Origin of the sequence: Pseudoalteromonas sp. DL2-H2.2 (genome assembly GCF_021532535.1) — a bacterium.
Classification (GTDB): domain Bacteria; phylum Pseudomonadota; class Gammaproteobacteria; order Enterobacterales; family Alteromonadaceae; genus Pseudoalteromonas; species Pseudoalteromonas rubra_A.
Genome location: NZ_JAKGBD010000014.1, coordinates 100,209 through 114,303 on the forward strand (window position 1 = coordinate 100,209; position 14,095 = coordinate 114,303).

At 44.2% G+C, this 14,095-nt stretch carries 8 protein-coding genes; 4 read left to right on the forward strand and 4 right to left on the reverse strand.

Translation table 11 applies throughout. The features are described 5' to 3' along the window. Positions 1-242: 242 nt before the first annotated feature. Complete coding sequence (locus tag L1285_RS19670; RefSeq protein WP_235413907.1) at positions 243-833, reverse strand: hypothetical protein; 591 nt, start codon at positions 831-833, stop codon at positions 243-245. 194 nt (positions 834-1,027) lie between these two features. On the opposite strand from L1285_RS19670, the gene L1285_RS19675 reads away from it, so the two are divergent. Further along, positions 1,028-3,211 carry an OsmC domain/YcaO domain-containing protein gene (locus L1285_RS19675; RefSeq protein WP_235413909.1) on the forward strand — a complete coding sequence of 728 codons (2,184 nt, stop codon included), beginning with the start codon at positions 1,028-1,030 and terminating at the stop codon, positions 3,209-3,211. 432 nt (positions 3,212-3,643) lie between these two features. Here L1285_RS19675 and L1285_RS19680 read toward each other — a convergent pair whose 3' ends face one another. The 3 genes from L1285_RS19680 to L1285_RS19690 are packed head-to-tail and all read right to left on the reverse strand — an operon-like array spanning position 3,644 to position 10,519. Further along, the gene (locus L1285_RS19680; protein ID WP_235413911.1) at positions 3,644-5,605 is read right to left on the reverse strand and encodes a YcaO-like family protein; all 1,962 of its coding nucleotides are present in this window, start codon (positions 5,603-5,605) and stop codon (positions 3,644-3,646) included. 41 nt (positions 5,606-5,646) lie between these two features. After that, on the reverse strand, positions 5,647-6,420 hold the full coding sequence (locus tag L1285_RS19685; protein ID WP_235413913.1) for a hypothetical protein: 774 nt from the start codon (positions 6,418-6,420) through the stop codon (positions 5,647-5,649). A gap of 10 nt (positions 6,421-6,430) precedes the next feature. Then, positions 6,431-10,519 carry a TOMM system kinase/cyclase fusion protein gene (locus L1285_RS19690; RefSeq protein WP_235413915.1) on the reverse strand — a complete coding sequence of 1,363 codons (4,089 nt, stop codon included), beginning with the start codon at positions 10,517-10,519 and terminating at the stop codon, positions 6,431-6,433. A gap of 454 nt (positions 10,520-10,973) precedes the next feature. Here L1285_RS19690 and L1285_RS19695 point away from each other — a divergent pair, with 454 nt between their 5' ends. From L1285_RS19695 to L1285_RS19705, 3 genes are all read left to right on the forward strand, one after another. Then, positions 10,974-11,702 (forward strand): hypothetical protein, encoded by a 729-nt coding sequence (locus L1285_RS19695; protein ID WP_235413916.1) that lies wholly within the window; start codon positions 10,974-10,976, stop codon positions 11,700-11,702. A 96-nt stretch (positions 11,703-11,798) separates the two neighbouring features. After that, positions 11,799-13,037, forward strand: coding sequence for a hypothetical protein (locus L1285_RS19700; RefSeq protein WP_235413917.1), 1,239 nt, complete (start codon positions 11,799-11,801; stop codon positions 13,035-13,037). A 9-nt stretch (positions 13,038-13,046) separates the two neighbouring features. Continuing rightward, complete coding sequence (locus tag L1285_RS19705; protein WP_235413918.1) at positions 13,047-14,018, forward strand: methionyl-tRNA formyltransferase; 972 nt, start codon at positions 13,047-13,049, stop codon at positions 14,016-14,018. The last annotated feature ends 77 nt before the right edge of the window (positions 14,019-14,095 follow it).

The following is a 14,095-nucleotide window of genomic DNA, read 5'->3' on the forward strand; positions in this document are numbered from 1 at the left end:
AGGTGATACTGGTGCTGAGAGTCAGTAAACCCCGCATCAAGTGCGGTATGACTCAGGTGCAGTACTGCATGAGTCAGGGCCCGTCGATTTTTCAGGTAAGTCGTTTGAACGAACTACCCAACTCGTCATCCCGGCCAACGAGCCGGGAACTACTTACATTCAGCGCAATTGCCTGTGGTGGCATTGGTGTTGCAGTTTCACCAGGTACGCGATGACCGACGACATAACGCCGGCCGAGCGAGTTAAAAACGGTAAGTCAGGCCTACATTCAGCTGAAACTGATTAAGCACATCGCCGTCGAAATGCCATGCACAGACATCCTCGTCGCTGCCATCACAACGTACTTTAGACGAGTTTTTAATTGCAGACGCGAGCCAGCGTAACTCAGTTTGCGCGCTAAATCCGGCGCCCAAATCATATTTCAGGCCGCCATAAAAGCCCGCAGCAAAAAAGTGATCCGGCTCTTCAAAGTTAGGGGTTACTTTATTCACGCCGATTTGGGCACCGATGTAGCTATCGAGATTATCTGTGATACTCACATCTATGGCGCTTTGAAACATCAGATATTCCATATCCACTTTCTGGACTGGCGCATCTTCAAATTCAGTTTCGAGCATGCTGTAAAACAAGCCATAGCGTTTCTTATCTAAATAGCGATCAAAGCTGACCCCAAAGTGGTTCTCATCGGCTAGATTAACCACTGCTTTTTGACTGGTGTGCAATTCCTGATTGCTGCTTTTACCACCATACAAAGTGACACCAAAGCCGTTATCGGCCAAAGCAGAGCCTGAAAACAGCCCTAAACCAAGTGCTAACCACACATAGCTGCGCATAATAAATCCTTGTTATCTCGTGTGTTGTCGGATGAGTTTAAGTGCCAAGAAAGTAACATGCCTTTGCGGCCAATAACAGGCATTTAATGACTTAATTTGCGTTGGTTTATAGATTTGTGCTATCAGCATTGGCACCGCCTTGCAACCTCAAGTACAATAGGGGTTTTCGATTGCAATACACCGGAACCTTCCCCATGGAAATCAAAGTAAATTATCTCGATAATCTTCGAATTGACGCCAGATTCGATGATTTTTCTGTCATTGCCGATCAGCCTATTCGCTATAAGGGCGATGGCTCGGCGCCCAGCCCGTTCGACTATTTTCTGGCTTCGTCTGCGCTGTGTGCGGCTTACTTTGTGAAAGTGTATTGTAATGCGCGCGACATTCCGACCGACGGCATTCGCGTGGCGCAAAACAACATTGTTGACCCCGAAAACCGCTATAACCAGATCTTTAAAATTCAGGTAGAGCTGCCAGAGAGCATTTCTGAAAAAGACCGCCAGGGCATTTTGCGCTCTATTGACCGCTGTACTGTGAAAAAAGTGATCCAGACCGGCCCTGAGTTTCAGGTTGAAGCAGTAGAGAGCCTGGATGACGACGCACAGGCTATGCTGATGGTAAATACAGAGTCAGATGCCAGCACCTTTATCCTCGGTAAAGATCTGCCACTGGAGCAGACCATCGCTAATATGACGGGTATTTTGTCTGATCTGGGCATGAAAATCGAAGTGGCCTCGTGGCGTAACATTGTGCCTAACGTCTGGTCTTTACACATTCGTGATGCCGCATCACCTATGTGTTTTACCAATGGTAAAGGGGCAACTAAAGAAAGCGCGCTGTGCTCAGCACTGGGCGAGTTTATTGAGCGCCTGAACTGTAATTTCTTTTATAATGATCAGTTCTTCGGTGAAGAAATTGCCAACGCCGAGTTTGTTCATTACCCCAATGAAAAGTGGTTTAAACCGGGTGACAACGACGAATTGCCTAGCGAGATCCTCGACGGCTACACGCGCGAAATCTACGATCCAGAAGGCGAGCTGCGCGGCTCAAACCTGATAGACACCAACTCGGGCAATGTCGAGCGTGGTATTTGCTCTATTCCTTACACGCGTCACAGCGACGGTGAAACGGTTTATTTCCCGTCAAACCTGATTGAAAACCTCTTCCTGAGCAACGGCATGAGTGCGGGTAACAACCTGTTTGAAGCCAAAGTGCAGTGTTTGTCTGAGATCTTTGAGCGCGCGGTGAAAAAGCAGATCATTGAGCAGGAAATTGTGCTGCCGGACGTACCTGAAGACGTACTGGCCAAGTTCCCGGGTATTGTGGCGGGCATTAAAGGCCTTGAAGAGCAGGGCTTCCCGGTTGTGGTAAAAGATGCATCCCTGGGCGGCCAGTTCCCGGTCATGTGTGTGACTCTGATGAACCCGAAAACCGGCGGTGTGTTTGCCTCTTTTGGTGCTCATCCGAGCCTGGAAGTTGCGCTGGAGCGCAGCCTGACTGAGCTGTTGCAGGGCCGCAGCTTCGAAGGTCTGAACGACGTACCAAAGCCAACCTTTAACAGCATGGCAGTGTCTGAACCGGAGAACTTTGTTGAGCACTTTATTGATTCAACCGGTGTGATCTCCTGGCGTTTCTTCAGTGCCAAGCACGATTATGAGTTTGTGGAGTGGGACTTCACAGGCACCAACGAAGAAGAGTGCGACAAACTGTTCGCCATTTTGAAAGATTTAGGTAAAGAAGCGTATATCGCTGAGTTTACCGATATGGGCACGGCATGCCGTATTTTGGTACCTGGTTACTCAGAGGTTTACCCAGCCGAAGACTTAATCTGGGATAACACCAACAAAGCCCTGCAATACCGCGAAGACATTCTGAACATTCACTCGCTGGAAGACGAAGCACTAGCCGATTTGGTTAATCGCCTGGAAGAAAGCCAGCTTGATAACTACATCGACATCATCACCCTGATCGGCGTAGAGTTCGATGAAAACACGGTTTGGGGCCAGCTGACTATCTTAGAGCTGAAGATCCTCATCTATCTGGCGCTGGGCGACATCGAAGCCGCTATTGAGTTGGTCGAAACCTTCCTGCAATACAACGACAATACGGTTGAACGCGGCTTATTCTACCAGGCTATGCACGCGACGCTGGAAGTAGCACTGGACGAAGAGCTGGAAATTGAAGACTACATCCACAGCTTTACCCGCATGTTCGGCAAAGAAGTGATGGACGCCGTGATCGGCTCAATTAACGGCGATGTGAAATTCTATGGCCTGACACCAACCAACATGCAACTGGAAGGCTTGGACAAGCACCTGCGCTTAATCGACAGCTACAAAAAGCTCCACGCCGCACGCGCCAAGTTTGCCAAGGGGTAAATAGCTAAGTGTTCTATTAGTCCGCTCGTCGCAAGGGCTGGCGGATTCAGAGCTGTTATACCAATCCGCATTAAGAAAACTGGTACAAGCCCGGCCTGAAGCAACTCGTTGGCGTCAGGCCATTCCAAACAGAGCTGATAGTCGGGGCCTGTATTGATAGCGCCATTTGGTAGGTGTTAGGCGTAGATACCTTCAATTTTTTCAATAACCTATAAAGGTCAACCATTCCACATAAAAGGATGTTTGATTCACCGCCATAATCCATTTTTTAAATGCTTCTTTAGCATCTGTCATAAATGGTTTGTTGAATTCTTCATCAGTCCAAGCTCTTGATATCACTCTAGACCAAGCTATTCTCTAGTAATAAATCAGGTTTAATGCGGGTAATAGGGGCTCGTCGCCATTTTATGGTGTGTTGTTCACTTCCTTCCCTCATATAGTTATGTTATGTCTATTCAGCTCAGACTCAGTATGTTTTTGCTTTAGCCATCCCATTTTAACGGGAACATCGTAAAGCCTCTTTTGTCCAGTTCGTCTCCAAAAATGGCACATTCCCGGGGCAATCATTTTGACACAGGGCACTAGTGTATCTTGTGTAGTGATATCCAAGGCATATAACTCAATATTGTTGGTCCGAAGAGATTTGGAGATGAAATTTATTGCGGACTCTAAACTGTTTTCACTAAGATCTGTAAATTTATCAATAGAAATTGGTTTAACTTTAGGGTCTAAGAATTCGTGTTCCGTTATTTTTTGTTTTTTGACCCAGTCAAAAAATTCATTATCGTTAACGACTTTGTTTTTTAATGCTAACGGCAAAAGTTGATTTATTTCAAGAGTAGCCCTTTCGATAGCGATGTGTGGATTTACATGGCAGCCAAAGCCATAAATAATTCCATGCAAGGTATTCTTTTCATAACTTATTGCTGCAAATGTAGGGATTCCTATGTCAGAAGTAATATCAATTATCGTAAATGAACGGTTTATTGAAGAATAATATTCTTTTGTTTTATCAATGTATTTATTATTTACACTTGATAAATCGATATGCTGTCTTTTTATTCTGTTATACCACCAGATAGCAACCGCATCTCTTTCTATAAGCTCTAATGTACCTTGCAGTACCGCTTCAGTGTATGTGTTTCCCGCAGCGCATCCATTTGAGTCGGCAAAAGCATGGGCTGTGTCGGAATAGTTAAAGTCACTAAACGCAATATCTGCTAAAACGTACTTTTTCTGATTTGTGTTAATACCGTGCACTTCAAACCATGGAAGTACTTCGGAGTTAGTTATAGGTCGCGGTACAGCACGATACCGGGGGAGGTTGTCATGATTCATTGCATTATACTGTCTATCACTAAACCCAAGACAGAGTTTGGGCGATAGAGCCTTATGCTTTAACTCATTGTAGCTTCCATAAATTGGCTTTTGTTGATGATGAAACCGCATGGAGTATCGCTCAATAGCCTCAGCCAATGCTCCGACCTTTGATTGAATGGCTGATTTCCCTTTTCCACCACTTGATGACCGAAATGTAGTTAGAGCTGCTTTTGTAATTGTTTCTGAGAATAGAGGATTTTTACCTGAGTTGTAATTGTAAATGAAGTCACATTCAGATTCTCTGTACTCTTCTAGTCTTTGAATTATGCCAACATATTTTGATACAAAAGGCTGTAGGTTATAAAATGTAGTTTCTAAATCAAAGGCTCTAAAACCAATCGTCTTGTTCTGCATTTCCTTTTCGAAAATACTTTTAAAGTTTGGTGGTTGGGTTGTCTCATAGCAGTTGCATGCATTTAAGGGGCGAATTATGTGCTCACAAACATTCTCTGATTCTGTATTTTGCACTAGTAGACAATTATTTTTTTTGCTAACGTTTATGTCATTGAATTGTTTGGTGCTGTCTGGCTTAGCTAGTTTATGATCACTAATTTGGCCTAGAGACATAACAAGTATAGGTCTGTGTGAAAATAATCTACTAACAATACAGTTCTGGCATAAGTCAAAATTTTTTAATTTTAAATGCAATACTTCCTTAGATTGAAAGCTATAGTTAGCTTCTTGAAGTCCAAATACTAATATTTTTTCAAAATAGTTGTATGAGTGGTTGATATGTGCATGAACACAGGGAGGAGGGGGGGTATCATCTGTGATGGTTATTATTTCGGAAGACTTTAATTGACTAAAGGTTCTGACAGCTATACTCGGGCCAACTAACCTTGATAGCTCCATTATAAAATTGCTTTCTTCCAAATTTGTATATTTGAGTTTAAATATAGAACTTGCTAAATGTATATCCGTTATATGTAAATCGGATTCTTTGTTAGATATAACTAGGCTCTTATCTTTTAAGTAAAAATAAGAAAATGAGGGGTTTAATGATAGATGTTTCATATGAGATGTAAGTGAGGCTACGCCTCACTTTTAAGATTCCATTATGTTGTGAATAATATAACTTCTTCTTCACCATCAAAGCTAATCGAGGTTAGAGCATCGAAAGCAGCGCAAATGTATGGAAGCTTAAAGGTAACTTCTTTTACATCGCCTTTTATGTCTAAATTAACTTTGGTTTGGCCCAGTTCCATAATGCTGTCAGAGTAAGCAGTATGAGTTTCACCACCATTCACATTCCACTTAACACCGCATTCAAAGTTTTCGATTTCGATCAAGTTTTCTTCAGCATTTTGTTCTGACTTTAAGATAACAAGTGGCCAAAGACGAGTAGGGTCTAATTCAAAGTTAGTTTTGTATTTAGTTGATGTAGTCTTTGGTACTTTGAAACCACAACCGTTTAATTTGTCCTCTAAGATTACTTCAGCTGCAGGATCAGATAATAGTTGTTTCAGTTCCGCCGATGCTTTGTCTTGTTGCTCACCAGCTTCATTAGGAACAACCAAATATGAATGCACACCTTCTTTTTTTATAGAGTAAATAGCAAGGCCTTCAGTTAAAAAGTGGCGAGTATAGTCAGTTGTATAGACATTCCACTTTTTATTTTCGGAGTCAAACTCTTCTCTAGAGAAAAAGCTACGTAGTCTCGGAGATTCGACTAAGTTAGTCATTAGTATGAAGTAAGACCTAGTAATACTATTTATCTCGATAAAGTTTTTCTCTTCACCATTAATAGTTACGTCGAGATTCTCGAAATGAACTGTAGACTCATTTTCCTGGCGGATATTAGAAAAAGAGAGCACTTTTTCATTTTCCATGGTTAACTCCTTAAAAGTTATCGTTAAGTAATTCAGTTACACTTTCAGCATTAAAGTTGTTAGTAGACTTTAATGCTGATATTTGACTTTCTAATAGTTCACTGTTTCCATACCCGAGCATTAGCATATCGTTAATTATTAGGGTTATCAGCCATTCTGTTTTATGTTCTCTAGACAGTGTTAGCGCTTTTTCAAATAAGATCTCACTTTGCTGGTTCTGAGTGTTCTTTTGCAAGTGAGTCGCTTTTGCAAGTAACCGAAGCGCAATAGGTAAAATACAGACTTCATTGGATTGTTGTTGTCTGTTTATTGACTCTGAGAGTAAGTTAATCGCTTTCTCATACTGTTTGGTGCTGATATAAGTTTCGGCTAACGAAGGTTCATACCAAGAAAGAAATCCACTTTGGCCTCCTGCAAGTTCTTCTTGGACTATTTTTTCTGCAGTTTCATATCCATCATGGCCCCAATCCCTCATTATAAGAAAATATCGATGAACCCATGCGCTTTTGATTTTGTCCCCGTAAATATCAAACGCCTCTTGTGTCGATTGTTTCATCTTCTCTTTCGAGCCAAATACATAATACATGCACGTGCCGAACGTATAAGCTGTAATTATGTTGGCGATGTTATCAGTTGCTTTTGCATAGCGCATACATAGTTGCAGGTAGCGCTCACTTTTACAGTGAGCGCCCATCAAGGATTCTATACAGAGCAGATTTCCAGAGGAAAATAGATAAGGATCTATTGCGAATTCCATGAAAAGCTTGGAATCCTTTTGCTCGTCGTAGAGCGACAATACTGTTTCAAAGTGCGTTTTTGCAATCTCGAAGTCAGCATCAAAAAAGCATGCTTGACCAAGTAATGTGCGGGTTGTTAATTCAAATTGGCGGTTTTTCTCATTGAGAGCATATTCTAGTAGTTCTTCACCTAATAACCTTGCCTTTTGACGGTTTGCTTGAAGATGAAAATAAAACAAGTTTGTCCATAGAGCTTTTTCCTTACATGCTTTAAGTGTTTCCATGGAGATGATGTGCGATGGCTCTTCAATACTTTCTATCAAGCTTATGTTTTGATTGGCTAAATCGTGTATTACATGGCTTCCCCAACCGTCAAACATAGTCCTGATTGGTAATAATGTATTGTTTATTTTAAGTTGTAATGCAGCTCTATTTTGAGGAATTTGTACTTTATCAACCCAGCTAGAGATATATGAACTGAGTTCGATTGCTTCGAAGTTAAAAGATATTCTTCCTAAATCCCCAATAGCTATATTTCCGTAGTTGACGGCCTCTTCATATAGCTCAGCACTTGCAAAGTGCTTAGCAATTGAGAGAGGGAACTGAGCTGATTTTTGAGGGAAGTACTTAATTAATGTATCTGCGACCGATTTGTGAAACCCTTTTAAGTGATCAGTTGACATACTCCCATAAGCCGCGTCCCTCACCAGCGCGTGTTTAAAGATATAACTGTCATTCTCAACTCGGCGTTGTTGAATGATGAGGTCTTTCTCGATCAGCTCATTCAAGTCGTTTTGGATCTGATCTTCGCTGAGTGATGACGCGGCGACGAGCAGGTCGTATTCGAATTCGCGGCCTATGGTGGCGGCGAGTTGTGCGGTTTCCTTAGCGTGTACCAGGCTGTCGAGTTTTTGCTGTAGCGATTCGCGCAGGCTGCTGGGGACCTGATCGAGTTTATCCGGGCTGACGAAATTGACTTCGCCGCTTTGCTCGCTGACCAGTGCTTTTTGTTTCAGCATATCAACCAGCTCTTCGATAAACAGTGGGATGCCGTCGGTGCGGCTGACCAGGATGTCGCGTACGTTTTTCGAAACGGCTTTGCCTTCGAACAGTTGCTCGATGAAATCTTCGGTTGCTTTGGCGGTGAGCTTATGTAACTCCAGCTCCAGCAATGTCAGGTCGTGCAGGCTGTCTGGCTTAGGCTGGCGCGAGGTGCTGATCAGCACGCTGCCATCACTAAGGTTCTCGGCAAAATGATGAATAAATTCTAAGGTGGTGGAGTCCGCCCAGTGAATGTCTTCAATGATGTATAGCTTGTGGTTACTGAGGCTGAATTTGTGTGACAGCAGCAGGGCACTCAGGCCTTTGAACAGTAACTCTTTTTGTGCGTCCGGTGCCAGTGACGACGGCTGCATGTCTTCTGGCAATTCGATGTTCAGCCAGACCAGCAGGATTGGCAAAATGGTCTCTGTACTGAGTGAGCTGTCCTGTTCATTTAGCAGCGATACAAACAGGTCTATGACCTCGGTATTGCTGAGGTTGCTGGTATTAAACAGGTAACGTACCAGCGTTAGAATAGGGTAGAGCGCATTGTTCTGGTGCTCGGGTAAACACTGGGCAACCAGGTGCTGGTATTTACCGGCGTTGGCACGAATTTCTTGCAGTAAGCGCGATTTACCAATGCCGGCTTCACCGTAAATATGGGCAACCCGGGTGGTTTGTTGTTCGTTATTAATGATAGACAGGGTTTTGTCCAGCTCGCTCTGACGACCGATGAGCTTGTGGTGATGGCGTGTACCACGCATAAAGCCAAAAGCTTCGACGCGTTTTTCGCCTTTCAGGTTATAAATGGCTTGCTGTTCAAACGCCATCCCCAGCTGCATATTGTCGAAATAATCGAACTCACTGTAAGGCTCAAGGATGGCGCGTGACTCTGCGGTACACAAAATTTGTCGTTCACCAGCAAGACGCGCGAGCTGCATTGCTGTATTGGCGATGTGTCCTTCTGGTACCGCGTTGGCGTAAGTCACAAAAATGCCTGAATGCAGGCCAATATGGGCGTTAAGTTGCACGCCGTGGGCTTCTTGCATCAGCGCATTACGCTTACCGAGCTCACTGATCACATCCAGTGCGGTACGTGCGCTCAGTCGGGTGTCGTTGTCGCTGGCGACAGGATAACCGAAATAGAATAACGCGGTATCGGCGAGGTTGCCTACATGGTAGGCACCAAAACGGGTCGCAATATCGATACAGGTGTTACGCTGCGACTTAAACAGAGTGTCTATGACATCCAGATCTTTGGCGTTTTCATCCAATATTTTGGCACTCAGTCTTAACGCCATTACGGTGATTTGCTTACGCTCTGTCAGTGTTGTGTAATCCTGCTGACCCGGGTGGGCTGGATCATCGGTGCGCAACACTACGGTTGCATCATCGTAACCATGTTGCGCATGCACATCTGCCAGCACGCCAACCAGGTTAGAGACGTTCATGGAGTTAAGTTCAGCAAACGCCTCTTGACCAGAAATGACTCGCTCAGTTGCATTTTTTTGTAATACGCGGCGTAGTAATCCGGATAATGGGTGGCCTAGCAGGGCGCTTGGTAGCGGAATATGAACATCGCTCAATTGCTTGTGATAAATCGAGGCAATACTAGAGCCGGTTACGGCAGGTAACCCCGTCAGACATTCTAAAAATACCAGGCCCCATACATAGATATCAGTTTTGGCAGACGCAGGCTCACCGCGTAATTGCTCGGGGGCGCTGTAAGAAGGCGTACCCAGGGTTTCTTGCGTGAGTGTGAGTGTCGCAAAGTCCTGATGGCGGTTTTCCTGGCTAAGCGTACCAATACCAAAGTCGAGAATCTTTGCATAGGTTTTGGCACCAGCCTGAGTCAGCATGATATTCGCAGGTTTGATGTCCCTATGAATGATGCCTTGTTTGTGCGCATGGATCAGTGCGTCGAGCACCTGCAACATAATGTCGGTTGCGTCTACTGCGTCCAACGCGCCTTCCTGGATCAGGTGCTCGCGCAGGGATTGACCCTCCACATACTCAAACACACCGTATAGCAGGTTTTCATCAACCTGGCCTTTGTCCAGCAGTCTCACGATATGGGGGTGCTGCAACTGGCTGCTCAGAGTGGTTTCGCGTTTAAATCGCTCCACATAACGGTGCTTCTTGGCTTCGTCCAGATGTGGTTCAAGTGCCAGGAACTTGATTGCCACGATCTGATCGGTGTTTTTATTCTTCGCTTTATAGACCTTACCAAAGCCGCCTTCACCGATTTTGTGGATGAGCTCATATTGAGTCGACTGAAAGCGATCCTGGATATAAGGATCAGAAAATTGAGTTAGTGGCATAGTATTTTGTTTTTATCTAATTTGTTAACAGGGCTCGAACTTAAGCTCTAAATTATTGTTAAGAATTACGATTATTACAATGTTTTTTCAACATCCTTGCCCACAGTATCGTTTATTTGACATCAGACAGGTTTCACTAAGATGAAGATCGTAAGCATTACTGCATACTCACCTCATAGCATGAGTAAATTTCAACAATTTCAATAGTTACTGATTGGTCTGAAACATGCTGTTGTTCTTGCCGGTAATCTTCACCGATTATCAATAGAGGGTCAAATGCTTCTGGCTTAGTATTGGGATAAATTACCAAGAGAAAGTGCTAAATTATTACGTTTTTGGCATATTCCAGTACTTAATTGGTATATGTTGCTTGTGGTGTAATATAGTGTAATATCTAATTATTCAGTAGTTTGTAATAATAAACCAGTTTTTCGGTCGCTAATGGTGTATAAAGATGGAACGTCGTACTTTTCTAAAAACAAGCTCATACTTATGTGCGAGTGGCGTATTGCCAGTCACTGCACTTGCCGCTAATAGCACTTCATTTACATTTTCAGAGCAGGATACGCAACGTTTAAGTAGTGAACTGCTCGACACGTTGGCGATTAAAGCGCCGAAAGTCTCAATCGAATCTCCAAACGGCGATGCTGTGCAAATCACCTTAAAACCCGCAGTGGCGAGACGCTATAACGCAAACATTTTTGTTTATTTTGAAACGCGCAGTGAGATAAACGTGTTTGATTTGTCCGGTAACCCTAGCGGAACGATTAAATTACCGCAAGGGTTTAGCAGTCTTAACGATTTTGCCATTGAGCCAAATCAGCAGTTGCTTTACCTCATTGAAAGAGGGCAGCATTCTGTCACTGTGGCAAACTTTTATGGTGATAAACTCACAGAGATCGGCGAGTTTGGTACTGAAGTAGACACCCAATTAAACGGACCTAAAAAAATTACACTGGATACCCATGGCCACATTCATATTCTTGAAATGGGTACGGCTAGCATCAAAGTATTCAATAATAATGGCGCTTTCTTGTACTCATACGGCCGTTCTCGGTTGGGCAAAAAGCCACTTTACAGATCACTGGATGGTACCCAGCATATCCTCGTGTCAGGGGGCAAACTGAACGACAGAAAGTGGGTTTTTAATATTGATACTCGCAAATTGTCAACACTCAACTAGACTGAACAGTGAACGCTGACAGGCGTTACGTATGGCATCAAAGTATGTCAGGTAACGCCTTGTAATCACGGAAATATCATACTTAGGTAGCGCCCGATGGAAAAACATCAGATGCGTAATGTGTCAGTGACAGATTATGCCGATCCAAAAATAGACCAACTCTTAAAACATACCGTCCGAAATCAACTTGAATCACTGCTTAAGGCCAAGCTCACCACCGCACAAAGACAACAGGCGCTTACCCAGAGCTTTGTAGAGGCGATGGCGCTAATATTCAGCACCACGCAAGCGACTCACGCGCAACTTACAGCAGCTTTTGAAGCGATGTACGAACATGCCTTGCAGTCAATGTCGATGGCAGAACTCAGTGAAGAATTATTGACGCGTCAGTATATTTCGCCGACCGGTCTTATTATGTCACCTTATAATAGCCGTAACACGATAAGGGATATATACCGCATTCAGGGATATGCAAAAGGCATTGATAAAGCAATACGGGGCATGCTGTCTCATAAGGACTCCGTCACTATTTTATATCCTGCTTGTGGCCCATTTGCGCCTTTGATACTACCTTTGCTCAGCTACTACAAAAATCAGAACGAGTTTAACCACGAGCAAATTAAGGTGCTATTCATAGATACTCATCCTGGTGCCATCGTCACGCTAAAACAGCTGATTGATGACTTGCAGTTAGGTGAGTTTGTCGCAGATATCATTGAAGAAGATGCCACGGTATATGAGCCAGAGCAGGCCGTTGATCTGCTGGTGCTGGAAGCCATGCAACATGGGTTTACCCGAGAAGGGCAGCTGGCCATTGCAAAGCACTTAGTTAAATTTCTGACGCTTGATGGCTGGATGATACCACGCTCTGTATCGATTAAAGGCATGATGATCCATGGCGAAACAGAATATAATCAGCAATGGAAAGACGCCGAATACTGCCACTCCGATCACTTACGTGACAGTGCTTTAAACGAGCGCGTTGAACTGGGCGAGCTGATGCGTATTGATAAGTCTGCGCTGTTAGAAATGACAGAGATAGAGCTTGATGATGACATTCGGGTCGTTGCAGCGAATGCAATTACACTACCAACTGGCGTTGAGGATATGTCGACTCGTATTCTGGCGATTTATGCCCAAATCAACACGTTTGGCGAAGAAGGACTGGATCAATACGACTCAGGCATTACGCACCCAAAACCCGATATGAACTTCTATGTTGATGCCCGACCTCGAGAGCTTGAACATACGCATTTTGTGGCCAATAGCGGCGACACAGTGCAATTCTACTATCAGCTCAGCGGCATGCCTGGGTTTGTTCCGGTCAAGGCTTAGGAGATGACCATGGAAGTGAAATATGCGTTGTTCAGCGGCAGTTGCTTATGCCTGGCCGCTGTGCAGTACCTATTGCAAAGAGGCCAGCTTAGTTGTGTGGTGTTGATTGAAGCGGAACCTAATCCGGATCTTGTTCAGTTACAGCGCTTTTTGCACCACCATCAAATCCCTATGTTGCAATATAAAACAGAATCTGACGACGCCCTGATTGCCGATCTCGACAGACTGGGCGCAAACAGTGGTATAGCCTATTTGTTTAAACATAAGCTTCGCGCCAAGCTGATAGACTTTTTTGCCGGTGATGTACTTAACATTCACCCCAGTGCGTTGCCCGATTATCGCGGCCCAATGCCTGTGTTCTGGCAACTTAAAAATGGTGCGGATACCATCCGGTTGACGTTACACAAAGTCGCGGAGCAGCTCGATACAGGCGATACTGCAACGCACATTGATTTACCGGTGCATCCTTTTGATACCTCACAGTGCTTTCACCAGAAAATAGCCCAGGCAGTGCCCGCTTTGCTCGAGCAATTTGCTCAGCAGCAGGCCGCAGGGACTTTGAACTGGCAAGAACAAAAAGAATACATCGAAATGGATGGCGAGCAGTGCGAACCTCGCTATGCAGCGCATGTTCAGGTGGAAGATTTATTAGTTGACTGGCGACACCATACCAGTACTGAGATTGTCAACCTGGCGCGTGCAGCCAATGCTGAACTGGGCGGCGCCCGCTTTAAGTTTCGTGAAGGTATGCTTCAGCTTATGCAGGCCAGCAGCATGGAATGTAAGTTGGTGGGTATTAAGCCTGGTACGATTCTGGAACTCGACCGAATCAAAGGGTTGTTAGTTAAAACGGTTGATGGTGCTATACGCCTGGATACGATATTGACCGAGCAAGGTATTTTTGATGGCTACCGGTTTGCAATTTTGTTTGGACTGGAACCTGGATTAGAAGTAGCAGCCTCATCTGAAGGCAGAATGTAGAGGCTAAAAATTAAGTGTTTTGATTGAGGTATATCAATTGCAAACCGATACCTTTGTACTAAATTTTACAATGGTAG